Here is a 19,028-nt window from a genome sequence, read left to right as displayed (position 1 = left end):
TTTCTTTCGTACTGCTGATATCTTACTCTACTGTGACGGATTTGGCAAGGTTTCTCGGCTTATCCACATCGCATCCCCTGCCCACAGCCACGTAGTAGCCAAAGAGCTGCAGCGGGATGATGGCCAGTGAATTAGTGAAATACTTATTCGTCTTCGGGATGTAGACAACGTAGTCCGCCGCCTTCTCCACCTCTGTATTGTCCACATTGGTGATCGCCATGACAAAGGCTCCCCTCGTCCTGACCTCCACCATGTTGCTGATGGTCTTCTTGTAGAGCTCCTCCTGGGTCAGCACCGCGCACACCAGGGTTCCCTCCTCGATAAGCGAGATGGTCCCGTGCTTCAGCTCACCAGCCGCATAGGCCTCGGAGTGGATGTAGGATACCTCCTTCAGCTTCAGAGAGCCCTCCAGGGAAATGGCGTAGTCGATCCCTCTCCCGATGAAGAAAATGCTCCTGGCCGCCAGATAGCGGTTGGCGAATTTCTGTATCTTGTTCTGGTTGTTCAGCATCATCTCCACCTGGGCAGGCAGCTCCTTCATCTCCTCAATCATCCCGGCCAGTCCCTCGTCAGACAGTTTACCCCTCACATGGGCGAACTTCATGGCCAGCAGATAGAGGGCAATGAGCTGGGCCGAGTAGGCCTTTGTGGTGGCCACGGCGATCTCCGGGCCGGCCCAGGTGTACATCACATTGTCCGCCTCTCTGGCAATGGAGCTTCCCACTACATTTACAATGCCAAGCACCCGCACGCCCTTGGATTTTGCCTCCCGCAGGGCCGCCAGTGTGTCCGCCGTCTCCCCGGACTGGCTGACCACGATCAGGAGGGTTCCCTCCTCCAGAATGGGATCCCTGTAGCGGAACTCGGAAGCCAGATCCACCTCCACGGGAATTCTGGCCAGCCCCTCAAACACGTACTTGCTGGTCATGCCCGTATGGTAGGCGGAGCCGCAGGCCACGATCATGATCTTACGGATGGCCCTGATATCCTCATCGCTCAGCCCCAGCTCCTCGATGACAATCTTCCCGTCCTTCAGCCTGGGGGAGAAGGTGTCCGTGATAGCCTTTGGCTGCTCATACATCTCCTTCAGCATGAAGTGCTCATATCCGCCCTTTTCCGCCGCGTTGACATCCCAGTCGATGTGGACTGTCTCCTTCTCAATGGCCTCCTCATCCACATTGAAGAATTCCATCTGGTCCTCTGTCATGCGGACAATCTCCTCGTTCTCTATGAAAACCACATCTCTTGTGTACTTCAGCACTGCCGGCACATCGGAGGCAATGATGCTGCCACCTTTTGTGTGGCCCACAATGAGCGGGCTGTCCTTGCGGACCGCGTAGAGCTCATCCGGATGGTCGCTGAAAATAATCCCCAGGGCGTAGGAGCCCTCCATCCGGTGCATCACCTTCGTGATAGCCCGCAGCGGATTTCCGTCATAGTAGTAGTCCAGCAGCTGGGCGATGATCTCTGTGTCCGTCTCAGAGACAAAATTATAGCCCTTCTTCTCCAGCTTTTTCTTCAGCTTGAGGTAGTTCTCGATGATGCCGTTGTGCACCACTGCAATAGTCCTGTCCTGGTTGAAATGGGGATGCGCGTTCCTGTCAGAGGGGGCTCCGTGGGTAGCCCATCTGGTGTGCCCGATCCCCAGAGTCCCGGGGAGCAGCTCTCCATCGTGGCTCAGCTCTCTCAACACCTTCAGCCTTCCCTGCGCCTTCATCACGTTAATCTTCTCACCGTCATAGACCGCAATACCGGCCGAATCGTATCCTCTGTACTCCAGCTTCTCCAGCCCATCCAGCAAAATAGGCGCTGCCTGCTGATCTCCAATATACCCAACTATTCCACACATAATCTTTTCTCCTCACTTAAATTTGTACATATATCCGTTTTTTTTGCATTATCAAGCTGTATTGTATCAAAAATACGCCCAGATGTAAAGAAAAAGGAGAATGCAGTTTCCCACATTCTCCTTTTTTACTGAAAGCTGTTAATCCAGATCAATGATATCCATCTTGAAGGTATCGTCCGCCTCCGCATGGCTGCGTCTCTGGGACTCCTTCTTCGGTCTCTTCGCCGGCTCTCTCACCCGCGCGTTCAGAAGCTCATCCAGATCGTCAATGTCCTCCTCGTCACCTGAGCGGCGGCTGCGGCGGGGCGCATCGTCGTAAGATCGCTTTGCACCTCTTACAAAGGCGTCGTAATCCTCCTCATAGTCCTCATCGTAGTCGTCTTCCTCATCATAGCTGTCATCATTATCATCATCGCCATCCAGATCGTATTCATCTTCATAGTCGCTGTCAAAGCCGTCCTCAAAGTCCTCGTCCTCGTAGTCCTCAAAGTCAACATCAAGCTCAGAGTCCTCGTCCAGGGCCAGCTTGTCCTGCTTCTTCGACTTCTTATTGGCCTTCTTATCTTTCTTTTTCTTGTCCGGCACTTCCTCCGGCTCCTCCTCCTGGTCAATGCCGTACTCGTCATAGAGGTCGTCCAGCTCCAGGTTGCGGTGATGCAGCTTTACAAGAGCCACAATCAGGATGATCACCACAAGCACAAACAGCACGCAGGCGGCAACCATTACCCAGCGCAGATTGTCCTGGATAAACTGAAGGATTGATCCCAGTATCCCGTCCGCCTCTCCGGAATCATCTGTGGAGATGGACAGAGGGCGCACATATCTCTGATAGGTGCCATCCGCTGTGTCATACTGATAGAGCACGCTGTTTCCGTCACTGTTCAGGCCGTACACCAGATAGTACTCTGTGTTGTTGGTGTTCTGCCATGCCGGGAACTCCTTGCCGTTCAGGGTGAGCGTAGTCTCCTGGTATCCTCCCGGGATATCCACTGAACCGTCGTTCTGCAGAAGGATCAGATACCGGTCCGTGGAGAGTTCGATCTCCTCAAAGGGAGAAAAGGTTCCATCATTCGTGTTGTAGAGGAAAAAGTCTCCATCCCCTCCGGCAGCCGGCACAAGGTACATAGCCGTCGCGCCGCTGGCAGCTTGTGTGACTACTGTACAGGTCTGTCCCTCAAACTGCATCTCAGAGCGTTCAAAGCCTCCGGGTATGATGGCGTCGGAGAAATCTCCGGAAACCACATAGGATGTCCCGTTCACCTCCACCGAAGGCCCGTTGGCCGACGCCGCTGCAGTGTCCTGGATCAGGGAGGGATCCCCAGGTCCGATGGTGATCGTAGACTGACCTCTTGTAACATCAATATCATCTCCATCGACATCTGTACCAGAAGCAGAGGAAATCTCGATCACCGTTGTACCCTCCTTGAGGGCCTGGAAGGTCATCGTAAAGTTCAGCTGTGTGGAGGTTCCGTCTCCCGCACCGCTCAGGGACAGGGTGCCGTTGTTGTCCGTCACCTGACTTCCCTCCACAAACCGGAGCATGGATGTGTCATAGGTGAGGGTCGCCTCTGCTGACTGCACCGCCACTGTACCGGTAAAGGTAGCTGTCACTTCCACCTCCGCCCCCACAGTCGTGGAGGGGTCAGAAAAGCGGAGCTGCCCCGAGGATGCGTATGCAGAAAAGGAAAAACCTGAAACCAGCATACACACCGCCATCAATGCCATTAATGCTTTTCTCAATCTTTTCATTGTTCTTTTCCTCTTTATTCGTAATATTTCAATCATTCAGCCCATCAGCATTTCTAATATCCGGATACTGCGTCACCGCCACTGCCGTCAGAGCCGCCGCTGACTTCGCCGCCCGAGGAGCTCTCTCCACCGGATGAGCCCCCAGTCTCTGCTCCTCCATCTCCGCTGCCGCCAGAACCGCCGCTGACTTCGCCGCCGCTTCCGCTGCCGCCGGAGCCGCCGCTGACATCACCGCTGTCCCCGGTCCATCCCGATCCGCCGCTGCCGCCAGTCCATCCTGATCCACCGCTGCCGGAGCTTCCACTGCCGCTGGAGCTTCCGGAACTGCTTTCATAGTCATAGTCGTAATAGGAATCATCCGGCTGTTCCATGATGGCCTGACTGTCCTCATCCGTGTCTGCCTGCCTATCGCCGGCCTTGGCCACAATGTTTCCACTGATGGTGGACACCGTTGAAGAAGGTGTATATCCATCTTCTGTTCCAAAGAAAAACTCATGAAGCTGCTGTACATTGCTCTCCAACGTCACAGGAATAACTACACTGCCTATATTATTCAGCGTATCCGTCGATTTATCAAAGGGAAATCCCGTCGTCTCCCCCAGCTTATAGTCGAAAGCATCCAGCGCATAATCAAGAATTTCTGTGAGGGTAAAGTTTGTAGACACCTCCGGGAATACCTTATCTATGATCTTATTGATCTGGGAGAGGCTTGCTCCCTGCAGCTTTTCAATAACTTTTGTCAGCACCTCTCTCTGCCTCTCAGCACGCTTAAAGTCATCACCGGCCGTATAACGAATACGGGAATAGGCTGTTGCCTGCACACCATTTAAAGTCTGAAGCCCCGGTTCCATTACTCCCATAGAGTCCTTTCCCGTCACCTTAATAATCTCAGTCGCATAGCCGTTAATATAACTAATCTCCTCTTGCTGGACATCGATCTCCACACCGCCAACGGCATCGATCACATCAATCAGCGCATTAAAATTCACCGTCACATAGTGTTCAATATCCATATCCAGATTCTCATTGAGCATAGCAACGGCCCCCTCAGGACCTCCATAAGCATAGGCCGCATTGGCCTTGTTCAGCGTTCCATCACTCTGCTGCAGGAGAGTATCACGATACACCGATGATATCTTTACTTCCAATGTCTCGCGGTTGAGGCTGGCGATCATGATCGTATCGCTCCTGGTCCCCTCCCCTAATTCATTGTCTCTGGAGTCAACGCCAAAAAGGGCAACGTTGAGATATCCCGTCCCCCTCTCTCTGGCCTCCTTAGAGATATTCAACTTATCCGCGTCCAGCTCCACTGTATCGATCTTTGCCAGTTTGCTGGCCAGCAGCACTGCTCCCGCCGCCGCCACGATCAGGAAGGTGCCCCCCGCAATGGAGGCAATCTTTTTCCCGAGAGACCAGGAAGCAAATCCTCGGTTCTTCTTTCTGCGTCCGCGCCGGTAATGCTTTCTTTCTTTTGCCATTACTAAAATCCTTTCGCTAAAAAACTACATGATTTCCGAACATATCATCCTATACTATACATGATTTTTTCAAAAACTGCAATTATTTTTCCCAATAACTCTGGCTCATCGTACATTTTTTTATAAGCCAGAAAGGAAGCTTCCTGTAGCTGCGCCCCAGCCGGTATCCCAGATACTTGCAGCCGCTCTGCCAGATCAGCTCCGGGATCAGCCATCCCTTCTTCTCTCTCAGCAAATATTTTGCCGTATTCTTCACAAGGCGAATCCCCTCGCTCTCCGAGGCGATCCCCGCGAACACCTCCGGGTGATCCGCCTGAGAGACAGCCAGATCGAAATTTCTGTGGAACTGCTGGGCTCCTGTATAGTTGTGGGAATGGATCACTCTGGCCTCCGCCGCGTAGGCAATCTTGTATCCCTTTTCAATCATATGGCCTGCCAGGATCATATCTTCGTTGAAAATAGTCTTCTTTTCAAATCCGCCTGTCTCCTCGTAGGCCTTTTTGCTGTAGGCCGCACACACATCTGAACAGAAGAAGGTCTTGATCCCAAGAACCGGCAGATCCTCCTTTCCTTTCAGTCTGGACTTCTCCGGATAGTTAAAGGATCTGGTGTATCTCTCAATGACATGGCAGTCCTTCCCGGGAAGCTGCCGGGCATACGTCACTCCCACATCGTCCCTCTCAAAGGGCTTTATCAGATTCTCGATCAAATACTTGTCATAGGGTACCGCATCCTGAGTCATGAAGACGATAATATCCGCATCTGACTGCCGGATCCCCATGTCCCTGGTACCGCCATGGTCAAACTGCTCTTTTTCAATGTGCGTCACCCGAATTCCCTGTTCCATGCAGAACCTTGCCGGGAAATGATCTGATATCGTGTTGATCACATGGATCCCGTCCGGCAGCCGGGTCTGCTTCTTCAGCCTGAGAATCAGCTTTTCAAACTCCCTTCCCGGCCTGTAAACCGGTATGATCACTTCAATCCTTTCCGCCATCTGCCATCTTCCTCCTTTTTCTGATATCCTACAAAGAGATACATCACCGTAGTAAGAGCAAGCCAGAACCAGGTGGTGGGATTGCTGAACCAGGTGGTAAAAAAGGCCAGCCCCAGATAGATCGCGATCTGCCCGTAAAAAAGATAAGCCACCGGGTTGCCGCCCTTATGGATCCAGACTGTCAGCTTCCTGGCAGCAAATCCGATGATCAGCGCCAGGAGAAGCACTCCCGCTATCCCAAAATCATAGTAGGCATCGTAGAACATGGTCAGAGTCGTCAGCTCCGGCTTGGTAATATAGATGGGACTTGCTGTCAGCTCCGGAAAAATAAATTTCAGACCTGTCAGAGCGAACACCGGGAACAGCATCCGCACCCCGTAGGTGTGCTCTGCGATCTGCTCCACAAGACAGTTAAAGTTCTCAAAATTGTTGGCTACATAGATATAGGGCTGCGTGATGAAGATGGGTGTGCTGCTGTTCTTCATATCAAAGATGCCGTTCAGGTATTCCACGTCGTGGTTCCTTGCCACAGTGAGCCCCACATAGACGGGAACCATGATGACCAGCAGGAGCACCAGCACCTTCCAGTTCAGATGCCGGTTCGTGAGTATATAGACCACCACGGCAAACCCCACCGCAAACAGCAGCTGAAACCTGGATACACACAGCACCGGCACCGCCACTGCCGTTATGTTCGCTATCCCCAGCAGTACATAGTCTCTCCTGCTCCTCTTCTCCTTCACCTTCCAGTAGAGGACAGTGATCGCCGGGATCAGAATACAGCTGATGGTAAAATAGTGCACCCCGGAAACATGGAAATAGGAATAGGCATGGGGCTTATCCGAAAAGAGAGGGATGAAGCCCACAGCCAGGAACTCGATCAGAAAGCAGACCCAGGAGGCAACAGCCAGCCCGCAGGCACAGAGTAACAGCCTTCCTGCCCTCACCCCGTCTTTTGCCAGCGCTACATGCTCCGGCATGGACTGCCTCCGCATATATCCGGCGCAGAAGCCAATGTAAGCCAGGAAAAAGGTAAGCCAGGTCCAGACGCTCCAGTCTGTCTGGAGATGGCTGAGCTGCAGGCAGGCGATTCCCTGCCCTCCTACCCAGGCCAGGGCAAACAGTCCCTTCATGTCCACCAGATTCCCGCTCTCCCTGAAACGGCAGATATAAACGCCCAGGGCATAGAAAACAAGAAGAAGGGAGCTCAGTATATGCACCCCCCCCCTGGAGGCAAGAAAGCTGCCAAAATAGATCACTGCACACAGCACTGCCTCCGCTATAAAATTGCGAAACATCGTTCCATTCTCTCTCATGCTTCCTACTCGTCTCCTGTATCTTCTGACTCCGTAAAGTCTGACTGCATTGCGGTCGTGCTCTCATCTACTCCTGTGAGGTATATAATATCATTGTTAATCTGCTGTACAGTCTCTGATGGCGTATAGTCTTCCTCCCCAAAGAGAAATTCATGCAGGCGGCTGACATTGGATGAGAAATCGATAGGCACAACATAGGAGCCGCTGTGGTTCCGCACATTTTCCGATGTTGTCACATCGAACGGGAAGCCTGACGTATCTACGATATTGTAATTCAGCGCATTGGCTGCAAAGCCAAGTAAATCCGCGGACGAAAAGCTGGTCGATATCTGCGGGAAAACTTCATCTACAATCTTGTTCAACGTAGAAAAGCTGGCTTTCTTCGCCTTCTCCATGACCTTTTCAAGGACAATACGCTGTCTCTCTGTCCTCTTGAAATCGTTTCCGTCTGTATATCGGATCCGGGCATAGCCCACCGCATGGACCCCATCCAAAAGCTGGGTCCCGGCCTCCTCTTTGATCTGCGTCATCTCTTTCCCGGTCACCTGGGCCGTCTCAAAGGCGTAGCCATTGCACCAGAACGCCTCCTCAGCTGTCATATCGATCTCAAGTCCTCCTAAAAGATCAATCACATCCACAAGGGCATTGAAATTCACACTCACATAATTCTGGATGTCCAGGTCAAAATTCCGGTTCAGAAGGCTGATAGCATCCTCCACACCCCCGGTGTTATAGGCTGAATTGGCTTTCTCATATGTACCGTCCGCCTGCTGGAGAAGAGTATCTCTGTAGACAGATACAAGCTTCACATCGCTGGTCTCATTGTTGATGCTGGCGATCATGATGGTGTCACTCTGGACGCCTCCCTCCAGCTCTCCGTTTCTGGAGTCAAGCCCGAACAGGGCAATATTAGTGTAAGGTCCGGTGTCCTTATATACATCCAACCTGCTCTTGTCCAGGATATTAAAGTCCAGCTTGTCCAGCTTGAACATTCCATAGGCCACTACGCCCAGCACAGCCAGGATGATCAGCTCAAGGATCAGAACAATGATCCGTTTTCTTCTCTTTTTCCTTCGAAGCTGCCGCCTCTCCTCGCGGGTCATCTTCTTCTGTAATCTCTTTTTTCTGCTCATTCTATCTCCTGTATCTTCCATTGTCTAGTAGGCGTTCTTGTTCACAAACCCCTTAAAGAAGGTCATGATGATAATCTTGAAATCAAACCCAAGGGTCCAGTTCTCAATATAGTAGAGATCGTGCTCGATCCGCTTCCGAATAGATGTATCTCCCCTGTAGCCGTTGACCTGGGCCCATCCGGTCAGGCCCGGGCGTACCTGATGCTTTACCATGTATCTGGGGATTTCCTCCTTAAACTGTTCCACAAACTGGGGCCGTTCGGGACGGGGGCCCACCAGGCTCATATCCCCTTTCAGCACGTTAATAAGCTGGGGCAGCTCGTCAATGCTGGTCTTCCGGATAAAGCGGCCGATAGGAGTCACCCTAGGATCGTTCTGGGTTGTCCAGGCCTTCTTCTCAGAGGAAGCGTCCTGCACCACCATGGAGCGGAATTTGTACATATAAAAAGGCTTATTCCTCATGCCAATCCTCTCCTGCTTAAAGATCAGCGGTCCCGGTGACGTGGCCTTGATGATCACCGCCACCACTGCCATGACAGGGGAAAACAGGATCAGCGCCACCACGGCTCCGAAAAGATCCACGCACCGCTTCATAAAGGCGTTGAGCCGGTTGTTCAGAGGCACGTGACGTATATTAATGACCGGAAGGCCGAGAAGGTCCTCCGTGTAGGGCTTTGTGGGGATAATATTGTTGTAATCCGGGATAAACTTCGTGTGGACGCCGGACTTTTCACACATGCTTACAATCTTTGCCAGCTTGTGATACTCCGCCAGGCCAAGGGTAATGGCAATCTCGTCCAGCCGGTTTTCCGGCAGAATAATAGACAGGTTGTCGATCCGGCCCAGCACCCTGATTCCCTTGTACTCGGTTCCCCTCGGCACATTGTCCGCCAGGATCCCGCGGACAGTGTAGCCCCAGGATGGGTTGGCCACTACCCTGTCAATGTACTCCTCCGCAGCCCGGCTGTACCCGATCAGAAGGATCTGCTTCTGATTCAATCCCTTTTTCCGGATGCTGCGCAGCAGAATCCGGATCAGGTTGCGCATCAGCGCCTCCGCAAACACATTTACACAGAAGAACACAAAGAGCATGCTTCGGGAGAAGTTCTGCTCCTTCACAAGATAAAGGATCAGGATCAGTCCCATCAGGCCGATCACGTTGGCCTGAGTGATATGCCAGATCTCCAGCCGCCGCCCCTGAACTCTCTTTGGCGTATAGAGCTGAAAAATGTAGTACAGGATCAGGTAGCCCGGGATCACAAAGAGCAGTACCCGGCAGTACTCCTGCAGTGACAGGTACCAGGGCGAAGGTGAAAATACACCAAATTTAAACCGGATATACCAGGCAAGCACATAGGACAGCCCTATGACACAGGCGTCCAGCACCACGTGAAGTCCGTTCCAGAACCGTTGATTATCTTTTATCATGATCATTTCCTCTATTTTATATAAAACCTATCATTATTTGACATACCGATATCAAATCCTGTTTTATCATACACTAAATATAGTGATTGAACAAGCCTTCCCTCCACATTTTTTCTTAACATTTATTTAACACTTTTGAAATATTCATGAAGTTCATCTGGCAATTCACGCCCGTCTCTGGTATAATCAATAAGTATTTAACATGAATAATTCGAAAATCAGAAGCAGGGGAAATAGACTATGCAGGTTACGATCGTCATTCCAAATTACAATGGAAAGCATTTCATGAAGCCCTGTCTGGAGTCACTGGACAAGCAGACATACAAGGGGTTTGAGATCATCGTGGTAGACAACGCTTCCTCCGACGGGAGCATGGAATATATGAAGGAGACTTACCCGGAGATCCGCTGTATTGCCCTAGACAAAAACTATGGATTCAGCCGGGCGGTGAATGAAGGGATACGTGCCTCCCGCACTCCCTATGTCATTCTCCTGAACAACGACACCACTGTGGATCCCCGCTATGTAGAGGAGATGGTTCAGGCGATCCGGAAGTCCAAACGGATCTTCTCTGTCAGCAGCAAGATGATCCAGATGTACCACCCGGAGCTCATTGACAGCGCCGGAGATCTCTACACCCTCATGGGCTGGGGTGTCTGCCGGGGTACCGGAAGACCTGTGTCCAACTACACAGAAGCAGACGAGATCTTCACAGCCTGTGCCGGAGCCGCCATCTACCGCCGCTCCGCCTTTGAGAAGATCGGATACTTTGATGAATCCCACTTCGCCTACCTGGAGGACATTGATGTGGGCTACCGGGCAAAGATTTACGGCTATAAGAACATGTACTGTCCCACTGCCCTCGTCTACCATGTGGGCAGCGGCACAAGCGGATCCAAGTACAACTCCTTCAAGGTAAAGCTGTCCGCCAGAAACAGCGTGTACCTCAACTACAAGAACATGCCTCTGGCACAGCTGATCCTCAACTTTGTGCCCCTGGCTCTTGGATGGCTCATCAAATCTCTCTTCTTCGCGAAGATCGGCTTTGGCAGAGACTACCGAGAGGGCCTGAAGGAAGGGTTCCAGACTCTCTCAGAGCAGAAAAAAGTCCCCTTCCGGCTCCGCCACCTTGGAAACTACGTGGCCATCGAGCTGGAGCTGATCGCACATACCTTCGCCTACGCAAAGGACTGGTTCAGCAGAAAGCTGGGACACAATTAGAACAATTATTAAAATGAGACGTAACACTTTTAAAAAGTATTACGTCTCACTTTCAATTTACCGGTGTACTATTGTGTATATTTTACGAACAAAAGGCTTTAAAAGTGGAACGTATCCTTCAGCCCGGCCCACTTCTGATCCTTGTCGCTTAAGTTCAGAGCCGTGCCGTCCGCCAGATGGTACCCCTCCGCGGAAGCGCTTCCCTGGTACTCGCCCTCCAGCTGGGGCCATGTAATGCCGATCTCCGGGTCGTTCCAGGCCAGTCCGCCCTCATCTCCCGGATGATAGAAGTCCGTGCACTTGTAGCAGAACTCAGCCACATCGCTGAGAACCAGGAAGCCGTGGGCAAAGCCCTCGGGAATGTAGAACTGCTTCTTATTCTCCTCTGTCAGCTCAATGCCGAACCACTTGCCGTATGTCTCGCTGCCACTCCTAAGATCCACCGCCACATCGAAGACAGAGCCCTTGATGACCCTGACCAGCTTGCCCTGAGGGAATTCCTTCTGGAAGTGAAGTCCCCGCAGGACACCCTTTGTGGAGCAGGACTGGTTGTCCTGCACAAAGACCATGTCAAGGCCGTTCTCCTCCATGTCTCTCTGGTTGTATGTCTCCATGAAATACCCTCTGGCGTCCCCGTGCACTGCCGGCTCGATGACGCAGAGTCCCTGGATGCCGCCTGCATTTTTCTCAACTTTGATCTGTCCCATTGCTGTAAGCCTCCTTAAAACTCGATCTCTCTCAGATATCTATTAAGAGCGTCCTGCCATGTGGGGAGAGGAGTAAATCCGTTCTCCACAAGCTTGCTCTTGTCCAGCCTGCTGTTGAAGGGACGGGCCGCCTTGGACACGCCGTACTCCGCCGTGGTCACCGGCTTCACCGTGAGACGGTCCTCGCTGTACTCTGTGTGTCCCAGTTCCACTGCCTGGCGGAAGATCTCCTTTGTGAAATCATACCAGCTAATGTAGCCGCCCTCATTTGTGGCGTGATAGTAGCCGTACTTCTCTGTCTCCAGCATATCCACCAGGAGCCTTGCCAGGTCAAAGGTGTAGGTCGGAGTCCCGATCTGATCGTTCACTACCGTCAGCGTGTCGTGAGTCTTGCCCACATTCAGCATGGTCTTGATAAAGTTCTTTCCGTTCTTTCCGAACACCCAGGCGATGCGGACGATGAAATATTTCTCCAGCGTCTCAGACACAGCCAGCTCTCCTGCCAGCTTTGTCTCCCCATATACATTCAAGGGCTTGTAATCCTTGCAGTCCGGCTCCCAGGGCGTCTCCCCCTGTCCGTCAAAGACGTAGTCCGTGCTCAGATAGATCATCTTGCAGTCCAGCTTTTTGCACATCTGGGCAATATATTTTGTGCCGTCCACATTGATGGCGCGGACCTTCTCTTTTTTATCCTCATCCTCTGCCAGGTCTACTGCCGTCCACGCGGCGCAGTGCACCACCACGTCCGGCCGCACCTCGGAGAGCACCTTCTCCACAGAGGCCTGATCCGTGATATCCATGGGCACATAGGGCATGGTCTCCACCGGAGTGCCGTCCTTAATGCCGCTGTACTCCTCCTTCAGGTCAGAGCCCACGCCTTCGTATCCCCGTCCTGCCAGTTCATTCATCACATCATGTCCAAGCTGTCCTGCAACACCGGTCACAAATACCTTCATTATTTGATCTCCTCCCTGTTTCCATACATCTTCTCATAATAGTTCTGATACTCTCCGGAAATGATGGTCTCCCACCACTCCTTGTTGTCCAGGTACCACTGGATGGTCTTCTTGATGCCGTCTGCGAACTTTGTCTCCGGCAGCCAGCCCAGCTCGTTGTGGATCTTTGTGGGGTCGATGGCGTAGCGCATATCGTGGCCCTTTCTGTCCTCCACGTGAACGATGAGGCTCTCCGGCTTGCCCAGCTCCTTGCAGATCAGCTTTACAATGTCAATGTTCTTCATCTCATTGTGGCCGCCGATGTTGTACACCTCGCCCACGCGGCCCTTGTGGATGATCAGGTCGATGGCCTTGCAGTGGTCCTCCACGTAGAGCCAGTCCCTGACATTCTCCCCTGCCCCGTATACCGGCAGCGGCTTGTCATTGAGCGCGTTGGCGATCATCAGCGGGATCAGCTTCTCCGGGAAATGGTAGGGGCCATAGTTGTTGGAGCAGCGGCTGATGGTCACCGGCAGGCCGTATGTCCTGTGGTAAGCCAGCACGAGCAGGTCCGCGGAAGCCTTGGAGGCGCTGTAGGGGCTACTTGTGTGGATGGGAGTCTCCTCTGTGAAGAACAGATCCGGCCTGTCCAGAGGCAGGTCGCCGTACACCTCGTCTGTGGATACCTGATGGTATCTCTTGATGCCGTACTTGCGGCAGGCATCCATGAGCACAGCTGTTCCCTTAATATTGGTGTCAAGGAAGACCTCCGGGTTCTCGATAGAGCGGTCCACGTGGCTCTCAGCCGCGAAGTTGACTACCATGTCCGGATGCTCCTCCTCAAACAGTTTGTACACAGCCTCACGGTCCGTGATGCTGGCCTTCACAAAGCGGAAGTTGGGATTGTCCATGACAGGCGCCAGAGTGGACAGGTTTCCCGCATATGTCAGACAGTCCAGACAGATGATGCGATAGTCCGGGTACTTGTCCAGCATGTGAAATACAAAGTTGCTTCCGATAAATCCAGCTCCGCCAGTTACAATAATATTCATAGTGTTTCTTCTCCTTTTTCTTGGCAATAGTTAGATGATTTTCTTATATCTCTTTATTAATAAAGATTTTCCTGGTATTTCCCGTCCAGCACGTCCTTCAGATACTGACCGTACTGGTTCTTTTTCAGAACCTCGTACACTTCCATCACGTCCTCTTTGGAAATCCATCCGTTTAAGTAGGCGATCTCCTCCAGGCAGGCAATCTTCCTGTGCTGGTGAGTCTCCATAGTCTTGACAAAATTGGTGGCGTCCACCAGGCTCTCATGAGTTCCCGTGTCCAGCCAGGTGAAGCCCTGTCCAAGAAGCTCCACATTGAGCTGTCCCGCCTCCAGGTAAATGCGGTTCAGGTCTGTGATCTCCAGCTCTCCTCTGGCGCTTGGCTTCAGGTTTTTCGCGTAATCCACCACTTTGTTGTCATAGAAATAAAGGCCGGTCACGCAGTAGTTGCTCTTGGGATGCTCCGGCTTCTCCTCTATGGAGACAGCCTTACCCTCCTGGTTGAACTCCACAATGCCAAACCGCTCCGGGTCATCCACATAGTAGCCGAACACTGTGGCGCCCTTGCCGGACTCCGCATTTTCCACAGCTGCCTTTAATCTTTTCTTAAGGCCGTGGCCCGCAAAAATGTTATCCCCCAGCACCATAGCCACGCAATCATCGCCAATAAATTTCTCACCAATGATAAACGCCTGTGCCAGTCCGTCCGGGCTTGGCTGCACTTCGTAAGAAAGCTGCACGCCAAACTGATGTCCATCTCCCAACAGCTCTTTAAACCTTGGCGTATCCTGCGGTGTGGAGATGATCAGAATGTCCCGGATGCCCGCGTTCATAAGAACCGACATGGGATAGTAGATCATCGGCTTGTCGTAGATCGGCAGAAGCTGTTTGGATGTGACCATTGTCAGAGGATAGAGCCTTGTGCCGGATCCTCCCGCTAAAATAATACCCTTCATTGTAAAACCTCCTTGGTACCTTCATCTGGTATTCCTGGTAAATAGTATTTCTGATAAGCCGTATCTTATTAGTTTAATTGCATTATAAAAGGTGACCTTAGGTCACCTTCAAGTGTTTTTTAACATTTTGTAATAATTTGGTTATTTTGCACAAATAAATATCCCGGCATCCTTTGTGATCCTGAATCCCCCGGCGGTTTTCTTCTTCACAAACGCCCGGAAGTCATTGTATTTTTCCCCGATGTACTGCCCCTGGTTCCCATGGCAGGAGAGCACATAAGAAATGAGGGGCTCCGGCTCCGTGACCACAAGGGCGTCCCCGTACTGCTGCCACACCACTTCAGCGAAGCTCTCCCCGAGAAGCTCTTTGCCGTTCTCCTTGCCAAACTTCTCATACAGCTTATCCGCAGACAGGGCAATCCTTTCGTCAAACTCCTGGACAAGCTGACCGACCTCCTTCATATGCTCCCGCCCGTAGGTGCTGCAGATGAATCTGCCGCCAGGCCTTAGCACTCTTTTCACCTCCCGGCAGACAGCCGGGATATCCTGGCAGTAGAAAAGCACATGGTTCGCGATCACCAGGTCAAAGGTCTCATTGTCATAGGGAATATGATGACAGTCAAAGCTGTTGAAAGCAAACCTCGTATCCTCCGTCCCTATAGCGCGCCTGGCATCCCGGAGCATGCCCTCCGAGACATCAGAGAGCGTGACTGCCACATCAGCCGGAAGTTTCTCCTTGTTCTCCGTCCAGAGGGTACCGTCCCCACATCCCAGCTCCAGTATCTTCATCCCGCTCTCAACACGCAGCTTCTCATAGATCCAGGGAAACCACCCCTGCCTGTTCTGAGAATAAAGGCTGTGCAGATTGATCCTGGCTGAGATATTGGTGGCGCTCTTATACTGGTTCTTAAAGCTCTTTTCCATGCCCGTCAGATGGATCAGCCCCAGCATCCGGCTCCAGTCCACCACATGCTCCTCCCGGATGGCAGCTGTCGTGTCCTCGATGGCCTGCTCCACAAGCTGCATCTGCTCGATCCGGTCCTGCACCAGCTTCTTCTGAATGTCCAAGGAATTGAGCATAAAGTGGTAATCCGTATCCGCAATGGTCATCTCACGGATATCGTCCAGAGAAAACCCCAGATACTTCAAAAGGAGGATCTGCTGCAGTCTGGCAAAATCCTCGTCTGTATAAAAACGTGCCCCCGCATCAGTCACATACGAGGGCTTTAAAATGTTCTGTTTGTCATAGTAGCGGATCGTCCGCAGGGTCACCTGAGCCATGCGGGCAAACTCGCCGGATGAATAGTAGCCTGGTTTCTTCATGTCCCGCTCCGCAAATCTTATTCAAATCTGGACAGATAGCCCGGATACTCGGCATGTCCTGTGGACAGCGTATCCCCATCTACCGTGATACGAATCTGCTCACACTCGTAGGCATCCAGGAATGTATTGACAAGGGCACCCACTGTATAGTACTCGCCTGTCGTCCCCATGTTAGATACATATGTAGCAAAGGCGCCATTCAGATCCAGCTCTATGCTCTCCTTCCCATCCACTGTGTTCATAGTAAAGGAATTTTCCGCCACGTCGGCTGTCAGCGCCCCCTGCGAAACCAAAGCCTCAAGAACAGCCTCGGGAGAGAGGGAAGCTATCTGCACTTCTGAAGACTCAAAAGCCGTGGAGTCCGCATTGCTGTAGAAGACAGTAATCGTCGCAGTCTCAGCCACCGGCTCCTGGGCAGGAGTCTGCGTATCTGTATTCGTTGTATCCTGAGAAGGCTGCTCCTCTTCCGCCTTCGGCTCTTCCGTCTCCTCCGGTTCCTCTTCCTTCTGCTCCTCTGTCTGGGTATCCGAACTGTCGGAAGGCTCCTGACTGTCTCCGGAATTCCTGCCGCAGGCGGCCAGAGAAAAGACAAGGGTTAAAAGTAAAATTGCTGTTATCAGTTTGGATTTCATGATGCTTGTCCTCCGTTTGTAAAGAGTGTTCTGATTAGATTATAAGCAGATTTGGAAGTTATGTCCAGTGTAGTTAGTGTGAATTTTCGTAGTATAACAATCACAAATGCTGGAATACTTCAATATTTCTCAAATCAGACAGCCTTTTTAACACATTTATATTTCTCGCAGAACCTACCTTTTCTCTTCTTTACAGAAAAACATTTTTACCCTTTCCTAGCTATTAAACACCATATTTTTGAAGCAATATTTCCTATGTATCAAGAACTAATAAAGGATTTTTCTCTTTAATCTGGGATATGTAATTAGCCTTTTGTCTTAAGATCATGTTCCTTTCTTTTGTACTAATATTATAATTCATCGGGACCTGATCTATGTCTCCAAAAAGCAACATAGGCTCCGATTTTACATCAGTAATATTAATCCCGTTCTCATCACCCACCTTACATTGCAGATGAAAACCCGCCTGTGAAATATGGGAAACCTCAAAAACTTTTTTGGAATGTTTAAAAGCATTATTAATATACCGGATACCTGACAAAAAACTTTATTTCTTTATCATCCCCGATTTTAGCATTATCCAACAGTACGACGGCCGCTTGAATCGCCTGCCTCAGAGCATCAACCATGTCGAATTCTTCTGTAGTCAATATCACTGTAGTTGCACTGTTTTTTTGTTTTTCTTTCAAACATGCTTCAAAGTATCTTTCATATTCATTTTTGTACTTATCTCTCTGTTTTTCAAAACATTGCATGTTATACTCTATATTGTCCATGGTCTTTCTTTATAAACGTATACAGTAAACCATGAGTGAGTATTACGGGTGATTCTGAATTACAACTTATGATTTTTCTTTTTAATCCTATCCAAAGCTTTCCGCATCGGTTTCGTAATTTTCCACGCCTTAGAATTTAATATCGCTTCATATTCTTTTTTATACAACTCCATTGTTTTCTCTACCTTAAGCAGTTCTCTTTCACTCCGTTCTGCTTTGGATTCAACAGCTTCTTTTTCCAATTTGAGTGTTTCAATCATATGAGTGTTTTGATAAATATAATCCACCAATTTTTTAGATGCGTATACGCTAAGTTTCTTTTGTGTTCTAACCAAAGATGCTATTATATCAAAATGACAATCAATTTTCTTAATAGCTTCTGCTATTCTTTCTTCCTGAGGTTCTGTTAATTTATAGTATACACTTAATATCTGAGCCGGATTATCAATAACTGTATCCCTTATTCCCACGATATCAGCAAATCCATATATTTTGTTGTAATGGTTTGTATTAAGAATAATATTCTTTACACCATAAGAATTTGCCGTTATTCCTCCATGTAAACTTGTTCCTATATACATTCCTGCATTTGCTATTAATGCAAGAATTTCATATTGTGTAAAATGCCTTGGTGAATAAATAAATTCATCCGGACAACACTTTGCCAAATCTTCCAAAACCCCTTCATCCCCCAAAGCATAACCTATAGGTTGCAGTAGAACTTTCCATCCCTTTTCTGTTGCTATTGTTTTTAAAGCATTGACATACTCTTGACAATACATTTCGTAATTAGACAAATTACATTGAAAAAAGATGTATCTATTTTTTTCAAAATTCAGTCCTAACTCTTCAAATTGTTCTCCTAATTCTTGTTTAGAGACAATATTTCTAATACTTAAAACCGTATCCGGAACAACCGAAATCTCTTTGTGCCGAAGAGCTTCGGCAAGTGTTCTATAAGCTTCTTCATCACGAACAGTAATATAATCTATCGCCTCACATAAATACGCCACTATTCCTTTCTGTTCATCAGTAAATTCTTTTGGCACACCGACTGCATTCCAAAACAAAGGGATACTATATCGATACGCCACTAAAGAAGGAATCATCCACATATACGGCATTTCATAAACCATCCAATCTTTAGAAACATGAGGCATATACGTTCTTATCATGTCCATATAAATAAAATCTCCGCCCCCAACTATAATAGCGTCTATCCGCGTTTTCTCTGCCATTTCTTCGAGTTCGGTTACTGAATACACTGTAATATCCCGATTAGGCATTACACAATGTTTTGGTGCAAAATAAATGATTTCTTCTATTTCTATCCTTTTTTCTAATTGAGCTTTTAAGACATCCGAAAACAGAAGATCACCGTAATTCTCGACATCAAAAGAACCAATATGAGCAATCCTATACTTCATAATAATCTGCCCTCCATTTTAATTAAAATGTATATTAACCCTAAACTCAAAC

17 protein-coding genes are annotated in these 19,028 nt (G+C 49.9%); 1 reads left to right on the top strand and 16 read right to left on the bottom strand.

Features of this window, described 5'->3' with window-relative positions; genetic code table 11:
* Positions 1-22: 22 nt before the first annotated feature.
* From glmS to H7U36_RS07755, 7 genes are all read right to left on the bottom strand, one after another.
* Positions 23-1,849 carry a glutamine--fructose-6-phosphate transaminase (isomerizing) gene (gene glmS, locus H7U36_RS07785; RefSeq protein ID WP_205155980.1) on the bottom strand — a complete coding sequence of 609 codons (1,827 nt, stop codon included), beginning with the start codon at positions 1,847-1,849 and terminating at the stop codon, positions 23-25.
* 138 nt (positions 1,850-1,987) lie between these two features.
* Positions 1,988-3,598, bottom strand: a complete 1,611-nt coding sequence (locus H7U36_RS07780; protein WP_205148242.1) for a cohesin domain-containing protein — start codon at positions 3,596-3,598, stop codon at positions 1,988-1,990.
* A gap of 53 nt (positions 3,599-3,651) precedes the next feature.
* Positions 3,652-5,076 carry an LCP family protein gene (locus tag H7U36_RS07775; RefSeq protein WP_205155979.1) on the bottom strand — a complete coding sequence of 475 codons (1,425 nt, stop codon included), beginning with the start codon at positions 5,074-5,076 and terminating at the stop codon, positions 3,652-3,654.
* Between the two features lie 82 nt (positions 5,077-5,158).
* The gene (locus H7U36_RS07770) at positions 5,159-6,073 is read right to left on the bottom strand and encodes a glycosyltransferase family 2 protein (RefSeq protein ID WP_205155978.1); all 915 of its coding nucleotides are present in this window, start codon (positions 6,071-6,073) and stop codon (positions 5,159-5,161) included.
* Positions 6,052-7,389 carry an O-antigen polymerase gene (locus H7U36_RS07765; RefSeq protein WP_243426726.1) on the bottom strand — a complete coding sequence of 446 codons (1,338 nt, stop codon included), beginning with the start codon at positions 7,387-7,389 and terminating at the stop codon, positions 6,052-6,054. The genes H7U36_RS07770 and H7U36_RS07765 overlap by 22 nt, the downstream gene beginning before the upstream one ends.
* A 5-nt stretch (positions 7,390-7,394) precedes the next feature.
* Entirely contained in the window at positions 7,395-8,522 is a 1,128-nt protein-coding gene (locus H7U36_RS07760; RefSeq protein ID WP_205155977.1) for an LCP family protein, read from the bottom strand.
* A gap of 24 nt (positions 8,523-8,546) precedes the next feature.
* The gene (locus H7U36_RS07755; RefSeq protein ID WP_033126481.1) at positions 8,547-9,950 is read right to left on the bottom strand and encodes an undecaprenyl-phosphate glucose phosphotransferase; all 1,404 of its coding nucleotides are present in this window, start codon (positions 9,948-9,950) and stop codon (positions 8,547-8,549) included.
* A 240-nt stretch (positions 9,951-10,190) separates the two neighbouring features.
* Between H7U36_RS07755 and H7U36_RS07750 the strand changes: the two genes are divergently transcribed.
* Positions 10,191-11,171 carry a glycosyltransferase family 2 protein gene (locus H7U36_RS07750; RefSeq protein ID WP_205155976.1) on the top strand — a complete coding sequence of 327 codons (981 nt, stop codon included), beginning with the start codon at positions 10,191-10,193 and terminating at the stop codon, positions 11,169-11,171.
* 98 nt (positions 11,172-11,269) lie between these two features.
* Here the strand turns inward: H7U36_RS07750 and rfbC are convergent, their stop codons facing one another.
* The 9 genes from rfbC to H7U36_RS07705 all read right to left on the bottom strand — a co-directional run bounded on the left by rfbC (position 11,270) and on the right by H7U36_RS07705 (position 18,976).
* Positions 11,270-11,878 carry a dTDP-4-dehydrorhamnose 3,5-epimerase gene (gene rfbC / locus H7U36_RS07745; protein ID WP_033126479.1) on the bottom strand — a complete coding sequence of 203 codons (609 nt, stop codon included), beginning with the start codon at positions 11,876-11,878 and terminating at the stop codon, positions 11,270-11,272.
* Positions 11,879-11,892: 14 nt separating this feature from the next.
* Positions 11,893-12,834 carry a dTDP-4-dehydrorhamnose reductase gene (gene rfbD / locus H7U36_RS07740; protein WP_191429075.1) on the bottom strand — a complete coding sequence of 314 codons (942 nt, stop codon included), beginning with the start codon at positions 12,832-12,834 and terminating at the stop codon, positions 11,893-11,895.
* A complete protein-coding gene (rfbB, locus tag H7U36_RS07735) occupies positions 12,834-13,865 on the bottom strand; it encodes a dTDP-glucose 4,6-dehydratase (protein ID WP_033126477.1) in 1,032 nt (343 codons plus the stop codon). Before rfbB ends, rfbD begins: the two co-directional genes overlap by 1 nt.
* A gap of 56 nt (positions 13,866-13,921) precedes the next feature.
* Positions 13,922-14,818, bottom strand: coding sequence for a glucose-1-phosphate thymidylyltransferase RfbA (rfbA, locus tag H7U36_RS07730; RefSeq protein WP_033126476.1), 897 nt, complete (start codon positions 14,816-14,818; stop codon positions 13,922-13,924).
* A 141-nt stretch (positions 14,819-14,959) separates the two neighbouring features.
* Positions 14,960-16,141 carry a MerR family transcriptional regulator gene (locus H7U36_RS07725; RefSeq protein ID WP_033126475.1) on the bottom strand — a complete coding sequence of 394 codons (1,182 nt, stop codon included), beginning with the start codon at positions 16,139-16,141 and terminating at the stop codon, positions 14,960-14,962.
* Between the two features lie 17 nt (positions 16,142-16,158).
* Entirely contained in the window at positions 16,159-16,773 is a 615-nt protein-coding gene (locus H7U36_RS07720; protein ID WP_205155975.1) for a GerMN domain-containing protein, read from the bottom strand.
* Between the two features lie 253 nt (positions 16,774-17,026).
* Positions 17,027-17,215 carry a hypothetical protein gene (locus H7U36_RS07715; RefSeq protein WP_205155974.1) on the bottom strand — a complete coding sequence of 63 codons (189 nt, stop codon included), beginning with the start codon at positions 17,213-17,215 and terminating at the stop codon, positions 17,027-17,029.
* A 76-nt stretch (positions 17,216-17,291) separates the two neighbouring features.
* Positions 17,292-17,549, bottom strand: a complete 258-nt coding sequence (locus H7U36_RS07710) for a hypothetical protein (RefSeq protein WP_205155973.1) — start codon at positions 17,547-17,549, stop codon at positions 17,292-17,294.
* A 59-nt stretch (positions 17,550-17,608) separates the two neighbouring features.
* Positions 17,609-18,976, bottom strand: a complete 1,368-nt coding sequence (locus tag H7U36_RS07705; protein WP_205155972.1) for a polysaccharide pyruvyl transferase family protein — start codon at positions 18,974-18,976, stop codon at positions 17,609-17,611.
* Positions 18,977-19,028 lie beyond the last annotated feature (52 nt).

It is taken from the genome of Faecalicatena fissicatena, assembly GCF_016900595.1.
Lineage (GTDB): Bacteria > Bacillota > Clostridia > Lachnospirales > Lachnospiraceae > Claveliimonas > Claveliimonas intestinigallinarum.
This window is presented reverse-complemented; position numbering and strand designations above follow the sequence as displayed.

Bases quoted from the DNA above. Each gene is read 5' to 3' on its own strand.
- glmS (WP_205155980.1), bottom strand. From the start codon at position 1,849: ATGTGTGGAATAGTTGGGTATATTGGAGATCAGCAGGCAGCGCCTATT.
- H7U36_RS07780 (WP_205148242.1), bottom strand. From the start codon at position 3,598: ATGAAAAGATTGAGAAAAGCATTAATGGCATTGATGGCGGTGTGTATG.
- H7U36_RS07775 (WP_205155979.1), bottom strand. From the start codon at position 5,076: ATGGCAAAAGAAAGAAAGCATTACCGGCGCGGACGCAGAAAGAAGAAC.
- H7U36_RS07770 (WP_205155978.1), bottom strand. From the start codon at position 6,073: ATGGCGGAAAGGATTGAAGTGATCATACCGGTTTACAGGCCGGGAAGG.
- H7U36_RS07765 (WP_243426726.1), bottom strand. From the start codon at position 7,389: ATGAGAGAGAATGGAACGATGTTTCGCAATTTTATAGCGGAGGCAGTG.
- H7U36_RS07760 (WP_205155977.1), bottom strand. From the start codon at position 8,522: ATGAGCAGAAAAAAGAGATTACAGAAGAAGATGACCCGCGAGGAGAGG.
- H7U36_RS07755 (WP_033126481.1), bottom strand. From the start codon at position 9,950: ATGATAAAAGATAATCAACGGTTCTGGAACGGACTTCACGTGGTGCTG.
- H7U36_RS07750 (WP_205155976.1), top strand. From the start codon at position 10,191: ATGCAGGTTACGATCGTCATTCCAAATTACAATGGAAAGCATTTCATG.
- rfbC (WP_033126479.1), bottom strand. From the start codon at position 11,878: ATGGGACAGATCAAAGTTGAGAAAAATGCAGGCGGCATCCAGGGACTC.
- rfbD (WP_191429075.1), bottom strand. From the start codon at position 12,834: ATGAAGGTATTTGTGACCGGTGTTGCAGGACAGCTTGGACATGATGTG.
- rfbB (WP_033126477.1), bottom strand. From the start codon at position 13,865: ATGAATATTATTGTAACTGGCGGAGCTGGATTTATCGGAAGCAACTTT.
- rfbA (WP_033126476.1), bottom strand. From the start codon at position 14,818: ATGAAGGGTATTATTTTAGCGGGAGGATCCGGCACAAGGCTCTATCCT.
- H7U36_RS07725 (WP_033126475.1), bottom strand. From the start codon at position 16,141: ATGAAGAAACCAGGCTACTATTCATCCGGCGAGTTTGCCCGCATGGCT.
- H7U36_RS07720 (WP_205155975.1), bottom strand. From the start codon at position 16,773: ATGAAATCCAAACTGATAACAGCAATTTTACTTTTAACCCTTGTCTTT.
- H7U36_RS07710 (WP_205155973.1), bottom strand. From the start codon at position 17,549: ATGGACAATATAGAGTATAACATGCAATGTTTTGAAAAACAGAGAGAT.
- H7U36_RS07705 (WP_205155972.1), bottom strand. From the start codon at position 18,976: ATGAAGTATAGGATTGCTCATATTGGTTCTTTTGATGTCGAGAATTAC.